At 55.4% G+C, this 16,003-nt stretch carries 12 protein-coding genes; 5 read left to right on the top strand and 7 right to left on the bottom strand.

The window, feature by feature from the left end; genetic code table 11:
• Positions 1–250: 250 nt before the first annotated feature.
• From ACFE7X_RS02385 to ACFE7X_RS02395, 3 genes are all read right to left on the bottom strand, one after another.
• Entirely contained in the window at positions 251–1,939 is a 1,689-nt protein-coding gene (locus tag ACFE7X_RS02385; RefSeq protein ID WP_375434058.1) for an ABC1 kinase family protein, read from the bottom strand.
• A 382-nt stretch (positions 1,940–2,321) separates the two neighbouring features.
• Positions 2,322–2,894 (bottom strand): phasin family protein, encoded by a 573-nt coding sequence (locus tag ACFE7X_RS02390; protein ID WP_375434059.1) that lies wholly within the window; start codon positions 2,892–2,894, stop codon positions 2,322–2,324.
• Between the two features lie 249 nt (positions 2,895–3,143).
• A complete protein-coding gene (locus ACFE7X_RS02395) occupies positions 3,144–4,067 on the bottom strand; it encodes an alpha/beta hydrolase (RefSeq protein WP_375434060.1) in 924 nt (307 codons plus the stop codon).
• Positions 4,068–4,551: 484 nt separating this feature from the next.
• Here ACFE7X_RS02395 and ACFE7X_RS02400 point away from each other — a divergent pair, with 484 nt between their 5' ends.
• Positions 4,552–6,162 (top strand): hypothetical protein, encoded by a 1,611-nt coding sequence (locus ACFE7X_RS02400; RefSeq protein ID WP_375434061.1) that lies wholly within the window; start codon positions 4,552–4,554, stop codon positions 6,160–6,162.
• A 205-nt stretch (positions 6,163–6,367) separates the two neighbouring features.
• Here the strand turns inward: ACFE7X_RS02400 and ACFE7X_RS02405 are convergent, their stop codons facing one another.
• The 4 genes from ACFE7X_RS02405 to ACFE7X_RS02420 all read right to left on the bottom strand — a co-directional run bounded on the left by ACFE7X_RS02405 (position 6,368) and on the right by ACFE7X_RS02420 (position 10,659).
• A complete protein-coding gene (locus ACFE7X_RS02405; protein ID WP_375434062.1) occupies positions 6,368–7,519 on the bottom strand; it encodes a hypothetical protein in 1,152 nt (383 codons plus the stop codon).
• Positions 7,520–7,662: 143 nt separating this feature from the next.
• The gene (locus tag ACFE7X_RS02410) at positions 7,663–8,976 is read right to left on the bottom strand and encodes an aspartyl protease family protein (protein ID WP_375434063.1); all 1,314 of its coding nucleotides are present in this window, start codon (positions 8,974–8,976) and stop codon (positions 7,663–7,665) included.
• Between the two features lie 102 nt (positions 8,977–9,078).
• Positions 9,079–10,182: an o-succinylbenzoate synthase gene (locus ACFE7X_RS02415; RefSeq protein WP_375434064.1), complete on the bottom strand. Its 1,104-nt coding sequence runs from the start codon at positions 10,180–10,182 to the stop codon at positions 9,079–9,081.
• Between the two features lie 228 nt (positions 10,183–10,410).
• Positions 10,411–10,659 carry a KGG domain-containing protein gene (locus ACFE7X_RS02420; RefSeq protein WP_375434065.1) on the bottom strand — a complete coding sequence of 83 codons (249 nt, stop codon included), beginning with the start codon at positions 10,657–10,659 and terminating at the stop codon, positions 10,411–10,413.
• A gap of 277 nt (positions 10,660–10,936) precedes the next feature.
• On the opposite strand from ACFE7X_RS02420, the gene egtB reads away from it, so the two are divergent.
• From egtB to ACFE7X_RS02440, 4 genes are all read left to right on the top strand, one after another.
• The gene (egtB, locus tag ACFE7X_RS02425) at positions 10,937–12,256 is read left to right on the top strand and encodes an ergothioneine biosynthesis protein EgtB (RefSeq protein WP_375434066.1); all 1,320 of its coding nucleotides are present in this window, start codon (positions 10,937–10,939) and stop codon (positions 12,254–12,256) included.
• A gap of 80 nt (positions 12,257–12,336) precedes the next feature.
• Entirely contained in the window at positions 12,337–13,374 is a 1,038-nt protein-coding gene (gene egtD, locus ACFE7X_RS02430; protein WP_375434067.1) for an L-histidine N(alpha)-methyltransferase, read from the top strand.
• Between the two features lie 56 nt (positions 13,375–13,430).
• Positions 13,431–14,519, top strand: coding sequence for a pyridoxal phosphate-dependent aminotransferase (locus ACFE7X_RS02435; protein WP_375434068.1), 1,089 nt, complete (start codon positions 13,431–13,433; stop codon positions 14,517–14,519).
• A 98-nt stretch (positions 14,520–14,617) separates the two neighbouring features.
• Entirely contained in the window at positions 14,618–15,985 is a 1,368-nt protein-coding gene (locus ACFE7X_RS02440) for an MATE family efflux transporter (RefSeq protein ID WP_375434069.1), read from the top strand.
• Positions 15,986–16,003: the final 18 nt, after the last annotated feature.

Here is a 16,003-nt window from a genome sequence, read left to right on the forward strand (position 1 = left end):
TGCTCAACAGCAGCGAAAAAGAACAGCCGTTCCAGCTCTGGATCAAAGGCCAAGCTACCCAAGCCACCAGCCGTCCTCATTCCATCATGACTATGGTTGTAAATTAAGCCACCAAAGGAAGTAGAGGCGTTCTAATTATTTCCGTTCCCTCAGAAGCCAATCTGCGTCAACTGCGCAGGTTGGCTTGTGCGCTTATAGCCCATTTGCGCTTGTCTTACCCACACTGGTTTCCGAAATACCACCCCTGGCACTACTCCTGACGCTCTTTCTTCGAGCCCAGAATAAACAGAATCAGCAGCAGAAACGCGGCTACGCCTAGGCTATACCACGTCACGACGGGCAAGCCCCGATAGTAGGGCATCTGGCCACTTGGGTACGTACCCAGTAAGCTCAAGCCCGCAAACAAAATTGCAGCCACAGCTATTGCGGCCAGAATGGCGCGGCTTACCAGTTGATCGGCTTTGCGCAGCAACAGCATATAGCCGCTTAGCTCGACGCGCACCCGCAAGTCGCCGCGCGAAATTTTGCGCACAATCTGGCGTATATCGGAGGGCAGCGTTTGAATAAGCGCCAATAGCTGCGTGCCCGTATACTCGGCTTCGCTGAGGATGTTTTCGGCCGAATATTGCTCGGCCACGATGCGTGCACCGTAGGGCCGCACAAACTCGAACGTGTTGAAGCGCGGGTGCAACACCTTCCCGATACCTTCCAGAATTACCAAGGCCCTAAGGATCAAGAACACCGCGCCGGGCACTTGCAGCTTGTAGGTATAAATAACGCCTTGCAGTGCCTCCGCCAAGTCCGACATGCTCATGTCTTTGACATCGAGGCTGGCAAAATCCTCAATCAGTTCGCCCAACGAAGCCTCGAAGGCACGCATGTCTTGGATGTCGGAGGTGATGGCCAGCCGGCGGAAGCTCAGGGCCATGCCGCGGGGGTCCTGCCGGGCCATGCCGATAAATACGCCCGCAAAAGCGTACTTCTGCTGCTTGCTCATTTTGCCTACCATCCCGAAATCGATGAGCACCAGCGTACCATCGGGGCGGACCAGCACGTTGCCGGGGTGCGGGTCGGCGTGGAACATACCGAACTCGAATATCTGGGTCAGGTAGATGTCCATGCCGGTTTCGGCCACTTTCTCCGGACTTAGGCCCCATTCCAGCAGTTGCGCCTTGTCGGTGATTTTGCAGCCACTGACAAACTCAATCACCAGAATCCGGGACGTGCTGATGTCGCGGTATGGTTTGGGAATATAGAAGGTCTCGTAGGTTTCATAGAGCGAGCGGAACTGTTCCATGCTCCGGGCTTCGGACGTGTAATCCAACTCTTTGGTCATGCTGCGCTCGAAGGCGTCTACCACATCCTGCGGATTGCTTAAGCCCTGTTTGCGCAAGAAGTTGCCCGTGAGCCGAACCAGTTCGTGCAGCAAGGCCAGGTCGGAGCGCACTTTTTCCTGTACGCCCGGCCGCTGCACTTTCACTACCACTTCCTCGCCCGAAAGCAGCCGTGCCCGGTGCACCTGCCCGATACTGGCCGACCCCAAGGGTACGTCGTCGAACTCGGAAAATACTTCATCGAGCGGACGACCCATTTCCCGCTCAATGATGCCTTTGGCCACTGGCACATCGAAAGGTGGCACGTTGCTTTGCAGCTTTTCGAACTCGTCGATCAGCGGCTGGGGCAGCAAGTCGGCGCGGTTGCTCATGGCCTGCGCCAGCTTGATGAACGTAGGGCCCAGTTCCTCGATAATCATCCGAATCCGCTGCCAACGCGTGGTTTCAAACACGGCCTGCTCGCCCTCCTGCCACGAAACACGCCGGCTTTTGGACACCAGCCGCCGCAGGGGCGTGCTGGTCACAGCATCCTCGAAGCCGTAGCGAATCAGCACCTCCGCTACCTGCCGGATGCGGGTCAGGTTGGAAATCGTGTTTTTAAACATCAAGCATCAGATAAACGGGCTATTGAGGACGTCAACCATTCCGGCCAGATTCAATTTGCCATTCATTAATAAGCAATGGAAGCTGCTCGGTTCATGCCCTTCGCTGCAAGCTAGCAGCAACATGGCAAAACGCGCTGGCATTTTGTAAGATTCCTTTAAGGCTTAGCATTGCTTTAGAGACAACCAAATGCCTCGTTCTACAAACACTCAGAATAGGGCGCGGACGCAAACGGCCTGTATCACACTCAACTCCACATCAGGCAGCATAGCTTCGGCTTATCGTGGCAAGATCAGCAAATGCCTATTTCAATAACCGCGTAAGAATACAGAAAACCCCGTACGGGCAATCCGAACGGGGTTTCTTGGCTTCAACAGCGCTACGTTACGACAAGGTGCTGCCGGTGCTAGAGGTGTTGTCGTTAGGCGAAATAGCTTTTTTGGCGGCTTGGATGTTCGCCTTTTCCTCTTTGCTATTCGGGTTGCTCTTGCTGCCGGCGCTTTTCACTTTGCTGCCCTTGCTGCTGGTAGCGGGGTTGGTCACGGTCTTTTGAGCTGCTGCGGCAGCACCCTCGGCGCTGCTCACATTTGTGTACCCAACGGTGGAATTAACCGTGGGCTTACCAGCTTTTGGGGCGGCTTTCGGAGCGGCAGCCTTGGGGGCGGCGGGGGCGGGCTTACTGCCGCCTTTTACGGTGCGCTTCAGCTCTTCTACCTCGGAATTGGGGGCTACGCCAACCGTTTTCATTACGCGCGAAGCAATGCTCTGCACTTGCTTTTCCAACTCCTTGCGCTTGGTTTCGCCATTTTGCTTCAGCTCATCCATGATTTTAGCTCCCTCCTGCTCTGAGAGCTTGCTTTCTTGCACCAGCGTATCAATGGTTTTTTGCACCCGGTCAGTAGTGAGGGAAACGAAGCCAATGCCCGCGTTGATGAACTTCTTAAACAAATCTTCCATAAAGCTGAGTGATTAAAAAGAGAGTGAGAGAAGTAAAACCGGCCCTGCGGACTCGCTGACCGGGAAAATTAGTATGCAAGCCGACTATTCTACGTAAACCTACAAAATGGTGACTATATAGATGGCCCTGAAAACAAATTAATCATGGGCGAACAGCTTTTCGTAACGAGTTTGTTGTCTACTGGCTTTTGTCAACCTTCTTATAGCAAGGCCTTAAGCAGTTGACTACTATTTTATAAACGAGCTATTTTACTGCTTGTCTGACCCTGGAGTTGCCCAAATGCTTCGGGTGAATTCGCCTACTTGACTGATTGCCTGCCGGGCTTCAGGCACGAAACGCCAAAACAAGTGCCACCAGTGCACCAACCCATCAAACACTTGCAGCGTGATAGGCACGCCCATTAACCGAGCTTTGCGGCAGAACCGCACCACGTCGTCGTGCAGCACTTCGGCATTGGAAATCTGAACCAGCAGCGGTGGCAAACCGTGCAACTTGCCTCTGACGGGCGAAAGCAACGGATGCGTATGCGGTGTATCGGCGGCGTAGAAGCCACCCCAATTTTGCATTTCGAGGGCTTCAAGCACCCGGGCTTCCTCGTGGCAGGCTTGGCGCTGCATCCCGCTAGGCATGGCTAAGTCGATCCAGGGGGAAAGCCCTATGGCCGCGGCCGGCAGCGGCACCCCTGCGTCGCGCAGGTGCAGCAGCAGCGCCAGCCCAAGGCCTCCGCCCGCCGAATCGCCGGCTACCATAATATTCTGGGCTTGGTAGCCGTGGTGTAGTAGCCAGTCGTAGGCCAGCCGGGCGTCTTCGAGCGCGGCGGGGAATGGGTACTCTGGGGCTTTGCGGTAGTTGATGGCCAGCGTGTTTAGCTGGCAGCTTTCCGCCAGCGCGCCTACCAGGGCGCGGTGGGTGTTCAAGGAGCCTATCACGTAGCCCCCGCCGTGCAAGTACAGCAGCACCCGCTGGGGGTGCGCGCCAACGGGCCGGAGCCATTCAGCGGCCATGCCTTCTACGTCGGCGTCTTCCAGAAAAACGTTCCAGGGCACAAATTGGAAGAGCGCAGCCGCTTCTACGGCCAGCCGAATAGCGGGTAGTTGGGGTCGGCGGCGGGCCAACGGGCCCGTGGCAGCAGTCAGAAACTGCTTGAGCCGCAAATGCTGAGAAGACGGCATTGGAAAAGCAAAGGTGGGAACTTAGGCGGGGAGCAAGGCAGCAACAACGGCACAAGGCCGCGAACAAAATCCGCTGCTTGTTGAATACGCAGAGCAGCAAGGGTAAGATACTGATTTCACTGAAGTTTGCTTGAAAAACACCAGGCTGAGCCTACTCTCCGGCAATCCAGCTGCTCGGTAGTACAGCAACTCTGCTTGTGATAACAACAAGTTGGATAATAGCCTCAGCCATCTGGTATAATGAACTGAATAGTACCATTAAATTAAAATCACTTTATGAGCTTGATTAGGTGATGTCTGAAAACTTGCTGCGCAGTTTACCTTTGCCGTTCTGCTACTCCTAACTTGCTTGCTATCCAATTAGTAGTTGGGTCAAATACTCACCTTCCATATGAATAATAGATCTGTTTTTTATATCCTACTTATATTTTTCGTTGCCTTCTCTATTCTAGTAGGATTGAGCTATTATAAATCATCTTCCGTAATGAATTTATCTGATACTATAATTAGCAACGAATTCGCAGAACCCCTACTAGGTTTATTCGACCGTAAACATACGTTTGCTGATACAGCAGTAGTAGATTTTCATCACACAAAAATCAACCTATCTGAATACACTAGCAAAGAATCGATTCAGCATGTACTTACCAGTTTATCACCTGCCAAGATAAACTTAATAACCATCAATACAGTAGGCGCTAACAAAGAAAATATCTTACAAAGATTTATTAATGGTTATTTCGATAACAGAGTCGAACTTATTTGCAATTCGATACCAAAAACAAAACGACCGGTGTATCTACGCTGGAATCCAGAGATGGAAGTTCCAGTGGTTTTATATCCTTGGCAATATCAGTCTTCAACGGTTTATATCGAGGCTTTTCGTCGTTTTGCGAGGCTAAGTAAAGATTTTGCACCCCACGTTAAAATTGTTTGGGGCCCGGCAGGTTATCCGGGTACCGAGGAATACTGGCCTGGCGGTGACGTTGTTGATTTAATAAGCGTAACAATAAATAGCAAATCTGAGCTTCAGGCAACTGGCTATCCGCGCACCAAGGATATGACGACCCTGCTCAAGCGAAAAATCCATCGGACAAGATTTATGGATAAGCCGGTCTTGCTTCTAGGCTCTGAAAATAAGAATATAAATACTCTTGCTAAAGAATTTCTACCAGTTGCCACCAATAAAATTGAAAAAGAAACACAGACCATCTATACAACATTGGGCGCTGCGCCTCAAGCTTCTACACTTGTCCCGAATCGGGCTGGGACACCAATTGTTGGTGTTTTCGATCCAAAACAGCTACTCCTCGCCTCTAAGCCAGTGCGTGTAGAACATTTATTTGTCAGCTTGGGAGATATACAGGATGGCACCTTTTCCGAAAGCTTCCGTGCTGTTACGGCGCGCAATCATGATGTCATCTTAACTGTAGAGCTTTGGAAAGATAAAAAGGTTAGGAAAGATTCCAGCGTATTATCGAATACACTTAACGGAATCTATGACGAGGAATTTAGAGCTATTTATAAAGAAATAATTACTACAGACCAGACAATTTATGTGAGATTCGGCCACGAAATGGAAATTCCTATTCATCGTTATCCATGGCAAAGCCAGGACCCAGTATTATATATAAAAGCGTTTCGATATTTTATGAATTTCTATCCGAAAAGTCTTAAAAACATTAAAAGAATATGGGGACCAGCTGGCGACCGGGGCGCAGTGGAATGGTGGCCAGGCAGTGATGTTGTGGATATCGTAAGTGTAGCAATTTATGGCTTACCCGACAAGAATATAACAGACCCGGCAAAGCAAGAATCATTTGCTACCATCTATACCCGAAAACACCACCGAATGCAATTTGCAGCTAAACCTATTTTTATAACTGAAGTTGGTGTAAAAGGGCCAGCTGATTTTCAAAAGAAATGGCTAGAGAATGCTGCTAACGTCATCAACAACCATAAAGAAATAATAGGCGTTTGTTACTTCAATCTTATGGATAATCCGAAAGCTTGGGGAAACATACCTGCCCCAGATTGGAGCATAAATAAGGACACGTTTATTTCTTTCACCGATAAATTAGCTTCTTCGCAATAATTACCTCAACTTCTACACTTGCTTTAAAAACAAGGTCGTATTTATAATTACAGACATCGGTTTAGAAGCCAGTTCTTGGAATAACTTAAATGCTTGCTATAAACAGCAGCGCCCAAGCAACTAGATGACGCGGCCACTTCGGTTTACTGCAATTCCTCTTGGTCTGATTGATAATAAATAACACCTAAGCGAAGTAGAGTTGTCTTCACTTCTTTCCCCCGATGTTATGGCCCTTATAGCCTCGGATGGCAATTGGAATCCAGCCTAGAATAGGAATGAAAAATGTGATAGTGAACGGGTTGCGCCACACCATGCGCAGCCACGCGCCGGGCTTATCGAGCTTCATTTTGAAGTCGCGACGGCCTTCGTGCACGTAGAGGCGCTCGAACTCCCGAAACAAGGCTGGCCAGGCAACGGGCAAGAAAAAGGGGAAGTAGCGCCAGTTTTCTTTCATGCGCTGCCACAACTCACGCCACCGGTAGGGCTGCTGACCATATTTGGCGACGGCGCCTTCCATTTCAGCTTGCATCAGCAACCGTACCTTTTCGGAAAGGGCCGTGTAATCCTCGCGGGTAAGGTCGGCGGGGTCCTTGTCGATCATCTCGTAGGGCCGAATGCGCGAGCCCAGCACGTACGAGAGCTGGGCCGGATAGGCCATGTAGAACGACCAGGGCTGCAACAGCACCAGCAACACAATGGGCCCCAACGGAATGAACGGGATGCCGATTTTCTTGCTCAAATTGTTGAGCCACTCCCAGCTATACGCGTACGGATTGAGATATTCGCCGTTGATGGTGTAGAACGGCATGATGTCGGTGCGGTGGGCAATGCTGTGGCGCACCATGCTGCTGGCCAGTCGCTGCAACTTGTACTTTTTGTTGAACCCCTTGCCGATGCCGGGTACGCCCTCCGGGTAAAGCATCAGGTTATGGTCCTGATAGTACATCATCGTCTCGAAGTTGAGCGTAGTGGCATCTACGCAGCCGCACTTCTTCCAGAAGTCCTTGACCTGAAAGGGGTTCATGAGCGTGGACTGCGAGAGCAGTGGTGCCGACAACGGCCGGGGCAAGCCGCGCTGACCGGGCAGCGTGCGCCACATATGGGCCAGCGCCACAATGGCATCCCAGGGGAAAGCCATGCCGGAATGGTTGGAAGCGAAGATGAGGGGCCGCTCGGGGTTGTTCCGCTCCGGAAAGTTCTCGAACCCAATCAGGCGCGAGCGAAACCACACCCTATCGAGCAACTGCAAAATATTGCGGTCGAGGGTCTCGACAAAATCTGCCCGAAAATAATCGGAGTAGATGTGCTGGTTGGCCTGGATGGGAGGGGGCGACGGCAGCACGGGGGGCGTGGGCATTGGGTGGAGTTGGCAGAGTAAAGGGGAGGAAATGCGCCGTTAGGACCAGCTTCTAATGTAAGAATTTTAGTGGCCGGTTCAATAGTACCACTTTTCACAAGTGCTGCATCCTCTCCCTAGCCACACGATTAGGGCTTTATGCTTTAAATCTGACGCTTCAACCGAATAAGGGCTGAAACGAGCTGACCGTTGCGCTCCAACAGCAAGAAAAGCGTTTTGCCGTCGCCGGAATGAAAAATGCGGCTGATTTGCGTGAGGCTCATGCCCCGGACGGGAATCAGGTTGATGGACATCAGTTCGTCGTCGGGCTGCACGCCCGATGCTGCCGCCGGCGAGTTGGGCTCTAGGCGGAGCACGAAATAGCGGCGGTAATCGGGCCCGGATGCCAGCAGTTCTAGGCCGCACATATCGTGTTCGAATGGGTCCCGAAATAAGGCATTGGGGCGCAGCCAAAGCGTGTTGTGCGTGTAGTCGATTATCACTTCAAACCGTTTCAGCAATTCGAAACCGATATTGCCGTTGCGCGGCACCTCGGCGCGCAACGCCCCGTTGTCGGCATCGGGGAAGGACGTAAGCGGGGAGTTGAGCCGGTACCGGCCCAGCTGCATGCTTCGCACCCGGCCCAGATATCCGTTGATGGCCCCACTCAGGCCGCGCCCCAGCTGGGCGCGCAGCCGCTGGGCGGGCACCCGCATGCGCGAATCAGAGGAAGTTTCCAACGACAAAGCGTGCCCGGCCCCCGTATCGAGCACAAGTTTGAGGGGCAAAGAAAGCGAATCGGTGATGCTGACGGACACGTTGAGGTAGGACTTGCGGCCCTCAATGTCGAGGGGCATCTGGGTCCAGCGGCGGCCCCGCGGCGGCTCAAACGTGCCCGGCGCGTGAAACCAAAGCTGCGCGGCGGTAGGCTCTACCTGAACCACGAAGCTGTTGAAAACATCGTAGCCTAATATGCCGTGCACCGGTATGCCTACGTAGCCCGAGAGGTTGAGCACATCGGAAGAGAGCACCAAAAAAGACAAGGTGGGGGCTACTATGCCGGGCATTGTAACGTTGACACTATCGGAAAAGAAAGCTTCCAGCGGCTTTTCCTGGCCGGCCCCCATCACGTTGTAGTTGACGCCCCGCCGCAGCTTCAAGGGTTCAATCAGCGCGGGGTCGGTGATGAGGGAAATGCCCACGCCCGAATCGAGCAGGAAGTTATAAGGCCCTTGGCCGTTGAGGTGGGCCTGCACGATGATGAGGTTGCGCTGAAACTCGAAGGGCATCCGAATTTTGCGCTGTCCAGGCTTTATGAAGCGAAAAGCCAGCTGTTCTTTAGTTGCTTGAGCTTGTGATTGCGCTTGCACAACTGCCGGTAGCAGCCCCAGTACCAATACCGACAGCCGGCACCATGGCCAGCCCGGCCAGCAGCGGCAGAGCAACAGAGCAAGCGCAGAGAACCAGAGGGCGGGCATAGGAGAGCGGGGCGGGATGGGAAATATAGCCAAAAGCCGCCTGTTTCGCCATTCTTGTAAGAGCAGTATCAACCTCACGACCAAACCTCAGCTTTCACTAGGCTATTCTACGCTGCCCCCGCTTTCGTCGTTAAGTGTCGGCAGTTCCCACTCGCCGTTTGGGGTGTACTGCAACTGGCCGTCTTCAATGTGCAACGGCGCCTGCAAGTTGTTGTGGTAGAGTTGGCCGGTGCCCAAACCTTGTGGGAAATTTGGAAGGGCGTATTCGCCGGCTAATTGGCTGATGGCATTTAGGGCTATGTTTGATTCCAACGCCGACGTCAGCCACCAACTGATGCTCCAGTCCTCGGCCAGTTGCCACCACGAAGCCGCCGCGGCCAGGCCCCCGATCAGCGTGGGCTTGAGAACAAGGTAAGCGGGCTGTACTTCCTCGAGCAAAGCTACTTGCAAAGCGGGATTGGTGAGGCCAATCAACTCTTCATCGAGGGCTACCGGCACCGGCGAATGGCGGCACACTTCGGCCATAGCCGCCCACTGACCGGCCGCCAGGGGCTGCTCGATGGAGTGCAACTGAAACCGCGCCAACTGTTCCAGCTTGGCCAGGGCCTCGGTGGGGGCAAAGGCCCCATTGGCATCAACCCGCAACGTCAATTCGGCCGGGCCGGCTTCCGCCCTGATTTCGGCCAGCAGTTGCAGTTCCGTGGCAAAATCAAGGCTGCCGATTTTCAGCTTCAAGCAAGAATAGCCTTCGGTTAGTTTCTTGCGAATTTGCTCCCGCATGAAAGCGGCATCACCCATCCAAACCAGGCCGTTGATGGGCACGCCGGCCTCACCGCGGCTGAATGGGTTATTGAAGAGTTGACGTCGGCCCCCGTGGTGCAAGTCGAGCAAGGCTGTTTCGAGGCCGAAGCGTAAGGCTGGCCACTCCAACCCGATAAGAGCCAGTACTTCTTCCGGTGCCGCATCGGCGCTGAACTTCGCGTTGTTGAAATCGGTGCACAGTTGAACCAACCGGGCTTTAAAATCAGGACGGTGGTCGGGGCTAAGGCCGGCCAGGGGAGCCGCTTCGCCTAAGCCCGTAATTCCCGGCTGTTGGGTATCGGTGAGGTGCAGATACCAGGCTACGTGCTCGGTGAGGGCCCCACGGGAAGTCCGGGCCGGAAAGTTGAAGCGCAAAACGCGCTGCGAATAGCGAAGCTGAAGCATGAGGCGGTAGTACGGCAGTTCCAGGTAAACCGTTCGTAATTCTGAAAGGCGTAGACGGTGTGGCCGCCCTACAGCTCATACCATCTGCTTGCTCAACGTGGGCAAAGGCTGTAGCGCGAAGCCTCTTTGAAGTCCAGCGAAATAAAACAAAAAGACCGCTTCCGGAGTGCTTCCGGGAGCGGCCTTTTTGCAAGAGCCTGATTGGCAGCAGACTTCGGCAACTTCAGCTTATGCTTTAGCTACTGAACTTTTGCGCGTTGCTTGGCCGCCTTTACGGCCGGCAGCCCGCGCTTCTTCGGCCGTAAAACGGTGGCCACGCCCGCTCTCGTGTGAGGCCCGTCCGCCTTCACTGGCAATCCGGCGCTGCTGCTCCGGGTCCATGGCCGCAAAGCCCCGCGGACGCTTTGGCTTGGAATCGGTGGTAGCAGCTTTGGCTGCCGGACGTGCTACTGGCGTGGGTTGAAGATTGTTTTGCATAGATTAGTATGTATGGGTTGTGGAAAAGGAAAGGGCGACTGGTTTATGTAAGCAAGAAACGCAGACCCTTGATTTAGGGCTAATTAAATCCAATAAGAAATAGGCAAAGGGATATAAAATACCGCTTTTTACGGAAGAGCTTGCGCGATATACACGACCTTGCTTGCGGCAAATACGGAAGAGCTTGCGGCTTTAACTTCGGCTAGCACGCAGCGCCGACAAAACCTGAACGGGAGAAATGCAGTTATCTGCCAAGCCTCTTCTTTCTTTTCGTGCTATGTCGTCGTCCCTCTCTATTGCCTCTGCCCCGTTGGTGGCCGCCGGACTATCTTTAGCGCAACGCTTTCGGGAAGTGCGGGAGCGCACCGAATTGCTTTGTGCCCCGCTGCTACCCGAGGATACCGTGGTGCAGCCCATGCTCGACGTAAGCCCGCCGAAGTGGCACCTGGCCCACGTTACTTGGTTTTGGGAAACATTTCTGCTGAAAGAACACCTGCCCGGCTACACGGTATACCATCCCGACTACGCATTTCTGTTCAACTCTTACTATAACTCGCTGGGCTCCCGCGTGAACCGTGCCGACCGAGGCACCATTTCGCGCCCCGCTTTGGGCGATGTGTACGCCTACCGCGCCCACGTAGACCAACACATGCCGCACCTGCTGGCCCTGGCCGATACGCTGCCGCCCGCTTTCCACGAAGTATTTGAGCTTGGTTTGCAGCACGAGCAGCAACACCAGGAGTTGCTAGCCACCGACATCAAGTACATTCTCAGCACGAGTCCTTTGGCCCCGGCTTACTTCCAGAACGCTGAAGCCAGGCAGAGCACTGAGGCAACGCCGGATGATTCAGAACCACCTAAAGCTTCTTGGCTGCCCGTGCCGGGCGGTATTTCGCACATTGGCTACGAAGGCTCCGGGTTTTGCTTCGACAACGAGTTGAACGCGCATGAAGTGCTTACCGCTGATTTTGAAATCCAAAACCGCCTCGTAACCAACGGCGAATACCTGGAATTTGTGGCGGCGGGCGGCTACCACGACTTTCGGTTTTGGCTAGGCGAAGGCTGGGACTTGGTGCAAAGCATGAACTGGGAAGCGCCGCTGTATTGGGTGCAGAAAGACGGCCAGTGGCACCGCTTCACGCACCGCGGCTTGCAGCCCGTAAATCTGGCGGCCCCGGTTACCCACGTGAGTTTCTATGAGGCGCAGGCGTATGCCACTTGGGTTGGCGCGCGCTTGCTTTCCGAGCAGGAATGGGAAGTGGCGGCCCGCTACTTCCAAGCTACCCCCGCGGGCGGCACCTTCCTCGAAAGCAACCTCCTCGACCCCCAGCCCCTCCCCCCCGACGCCGACCCGAACCGCTGCCACCAATTGCTCGGCGACGCTTGGGAGTGGACCTACTCGGCCTATCACCCGTATCCTGGCTACAACCGGGCACCGGGCGCGCTGGGCGAGTATAATGGTAAGTTCATGATCAACCAATTGGTGCTGCGCGGCGGCTCCTGCGCCACTCCTGCTAGCCATATCCGCCTCACGTACCGTAATTTCTTTCACGCCGACAAACGCTGGCAGTTCACCGGCATCCGCCTGGCCCGATAAGTTTTCAGGTAGGAAGTGGCCGCTGCCCCATGCGAGCCTGCCGTTGTTGTTTTGATTTACTTATCGTTTGCGTGCTGTCTATGTCTTCTTCTGCCTCGGTGTCTGCTGCTTCCACTCTCGACTCCTTATCCCAGCCTTCTGAACTGCCATCGGAAACGCAAAACCAGGAACTAGAAAACCTGAAGCGCCACGTAGCCGAAGGGTTGCGCCGCCCGCAAAAAACGTTGTCGTCGATGTATTTCTACGACGATGAGGGGAGCCGGCTGTTTCAGCAGATTATGGCGCTGCCCGAGTACTACCCCACGCGCACCGAGTTTCAGCTTTTCACCCGGCACCAGTCTGCCCTGGCTACGGCACTGCGCCCGACCGCAACTCAGGAGCCGTTTTTTCTGCTAGAGCTAGGGGCCGGCGACGGTCTGAAAACCAAAATTCTGCTTCGCCACCTCCTCGAAACTAACGCAACTTTCACCTACGTGCCGGTGGATATTTCCGAGGCCGCTCTCGAAGGCTTGGCGGCCAGCCTAGGGGAAGAATTACCCGAGTTGCGAGTCGAGCCCATCGTGGCCGATTACTCGGAAGCGTTGCGCCTGATGGCGGCCCGGCCCGGCCGGAAAGTAGTGCTGTTTCTGGGCTCCAACATCGGCAACTTCCTGCCCCCCGACCGTCTCACGTTCCTGCGCAACCTAGCGGCTCCCCTCAGCCCCAACGACCGGCTCCTGATCGGCTTCGACTTGCAGAAAAACCCGCGCACCATCCGGGCCGCCTACGACGACGCGCAGGGCGTCACTGCCGCCTTCAACCTGAACCTGCTCGCACGCCTCAACCGGGAGCTAGGCGCCGATTTCGACCTCGCGCACTGGCAGCACTACACCGACTACGATCCGCTGGCCGGCGCCGTCCGCTCGTATTTGGTTAGCACCCGCACCCAAGCCGTTCATATCTCCGCTCTCAACCAAAGCTTCCAGTTCGCCGCCTGGGAAACCATTCACACCGAGAATTCCTACAAGTTCACTGCTCCGCAAATCAAGGCACTAGCTGCTGAAGCGGGGCTTTCCGTCACGGAGTTCTTCACTGATGAGCAAAACTATTTCGCCGATGTGGTGCTCCGCCCTGCATAACAGTTAGACTAGGTTATCAGGGACGAGTATCTTAGCCGTTCTTCCCGGCTTACTTTATGTCACCTATTAGCCTCGCCTCAGGTTACGGCAATTTTCTGCCTACATCCGAAGTCACTTCCCGCGTAGTTAACCTGCTGCATCTGGGTCGCTTACCAGTTAGTCCAGTGGAAGGGCTATTAGTGCTGCGAGAGGCATTGGCCACCACGTATCACCAGCACGAGGGCGTGCCCATAACAACAGCCAGCATTGTTGTTACGCCGGGCACCAAGGCGGCGCTGTTTGCTTTGCTACGCGCGGTGCTACGCCCCGGCGACGAAGTCGTGCTGCCCACGCCCAATTGGTTTGGCTTTTGGGAACTGGTTGAACGCGCTGGCGGTGTAGTGCGTGAACTGCCGCTTGATAGCGCCGACAACTACGAGTTGTCGGCGGAGGCTTTGCAGGCAGCCATCAGCCCCAATACGCGGCTGATAATTTTCACGAATCCCAACAACCCAACGGGCCGCATCTACCGGCGTGCCGAGGTCGACGCCCTGCTAACCGTTACGCGCCAGCACCCGCGGCTTTTTGTGCTGTCCGATGAGATTTATGACGGCATTTGCTTTGAGTTGGAGCCGGTGCCTTCCCTGCTTTCTTTCCCCGATCCGCACGGCCAGCATTTGGTGGTAAACGGCTTTTCCAAGTCGCTGACGCTGATAGGCTGGAACATCGGGTACTTGGTGGCGCCGCCCGCGGTGGCGCAGGCCTGTGCTCTACAGCAATTCGCTACCGGCGGGGCGGTGGCCGTGGCTAGCCAAATGGCGGCCCTGGCCGCTACCGAGGCCAAGTCAACCATCACGGCCGCGCTCTGCCAGCAGCTCCTCCCGAACCGCCAGCGCCTGCTCGACTTTCTGGCTACGCTACCCGGCGCCTTGCCGCACGCTCCGGGCGGCACCTACTACGCCTTCCCTGACCTCCGCGCCTTTCTGACGCCCGATATAGCGCCCGCCGAGGCTTCAACGCAATTGGTGGCGAAACTACAAGCCGCTGGCGTCATCGTAGTGGATGGCCAAACCTGCGGGGCCCCCGGCTTCGCGCGGCTATCGTATGCTGTGCCGGCAGCGGAATTGGCGGAGGCTATAAGTCGGCTCGCGGCCGTCCTTCGATAGCGCCGAACCCGAGTAAATAAGCGGCAGCCTCTCGACGAGAAAACCCAGTTGCTGGCTGCAACTGGGCTACCTTTGCGGAGTTCTTTCGTTTTGTTGTCATGCCGCTCACTGCCCTCCGCCCCCACCTCAAACCCACCCTTTTACTGGCTTATCCGGTCGTGCTCAGCCAACTAGGGCACGTACTCGTCAACGTCTGCGACTCGGTGGTGGTGGGGCAGACGGGCAAGGTGCCGCTGGCCGCCGTTGGCGTGGGGGTGAGCGTGAGCACCGTGGTCATGATTTTCGGGCTCGGGCTTTCAATGGGCATCACGCCCCTGGTAGCGGCCGCCAACGGGCAACGCGACGTGCAACAGCTCGGCCGTTTGCTGGTAGCCGGGGTGTGGTTGAGTTCCCTGGCCGGGCTGGTACTCGCCGTTGCTGGCGTGGGCGTTGCGCCTCTTTTAAAGCACTTGGGCCAAACAGCCGAAGTAGTGGCATTGGCCGCTCCTTGGGTACGCATTATGTTTCTGTCCTTTTTGCCACTCATGATATTTCAGGGCTTCAAGCAGTTCGCTGAAGGCTTGGGGCTCACGCGGCAAGCTATGTACCTCTCAGTTCTGGCCAACGTCGTCAATGCCGGACTCTGCGTTGTTTTGGTGTTCGGCAAATTTGGGGTTCCAAGTTTTGGCATGATAGGTTCGGCCTGGGCCACGCTCCTTGCCCGCATCCTCATGGCGGTGCTCATGGGCGCGTACGTGCTGCGGGCGGCCCGCCTGCGCCCTTATCGGGAGGCCATACAGTCTTGGCTGCGCCCCAACGGCGCCACCCTGAAACGCTTAGTGGGCATTGGCTCGCCTATTGGCTTGCAAATGATGTTTGAAATGGGTGCTTTTAGCTTCTCGCACATTATGATTGGCTGGTTGGGCGTCACGCCGCAAGCGGCCCACCAAATTGCCATCAACGTGGCGTCGGTCACCTACATGGCGGCCAGCGGAATTGCGGCGGCCGCCACCATTCGGGTAGGCAATTTGCGGGGGCTAGGCGATGCGTACGGCGCCCGACAAGCGGGCCTGGCAGCCTATCTGCTGGCCTTTCTGTTTATGGCTTCCATGGGCTTGCTACTGGTTGCGGCCCGCCACTCTGTGCCGCACTTCTACAACCACGACCCCGCCGTGGTGGCGCAGGCAGCTACCCTACTGCTCATAGCCGCCGCCTTCCAGGTATCCGACGGCTTGCAGGTAGTAGGGCTAGGCGCTTTGCGGGGCCTCGAAGACGTGAAAATACCATCTTTGGTAGCCCTGCTATCCTATTGGGTTGTTGCCCTGCCACTCGGCTACGGGCTGGGTTTCGGGCTGCAAATGGGCAGTATCGGCGTGTGGTTGGGCTTGCTCACGGGGCTGACCTTGGTAGCCGGCGTATTACTCTGGCGTTTCCGGCAGCATAGCGCCGTGCCTGCGCCACCATCCGCCGTACTGGCTAGCCGTTGAGGCAGGTTATAGGGCCGA

Source organism: uncultured Hymenobacter sp. (genome assembly GCF_964242765.1).
Taxonomy (GTDB): Bacteria; Bacteroidota; Bacteroidia; order Cytophagales; family Hymenobacteraceae; genus Hymenobacter.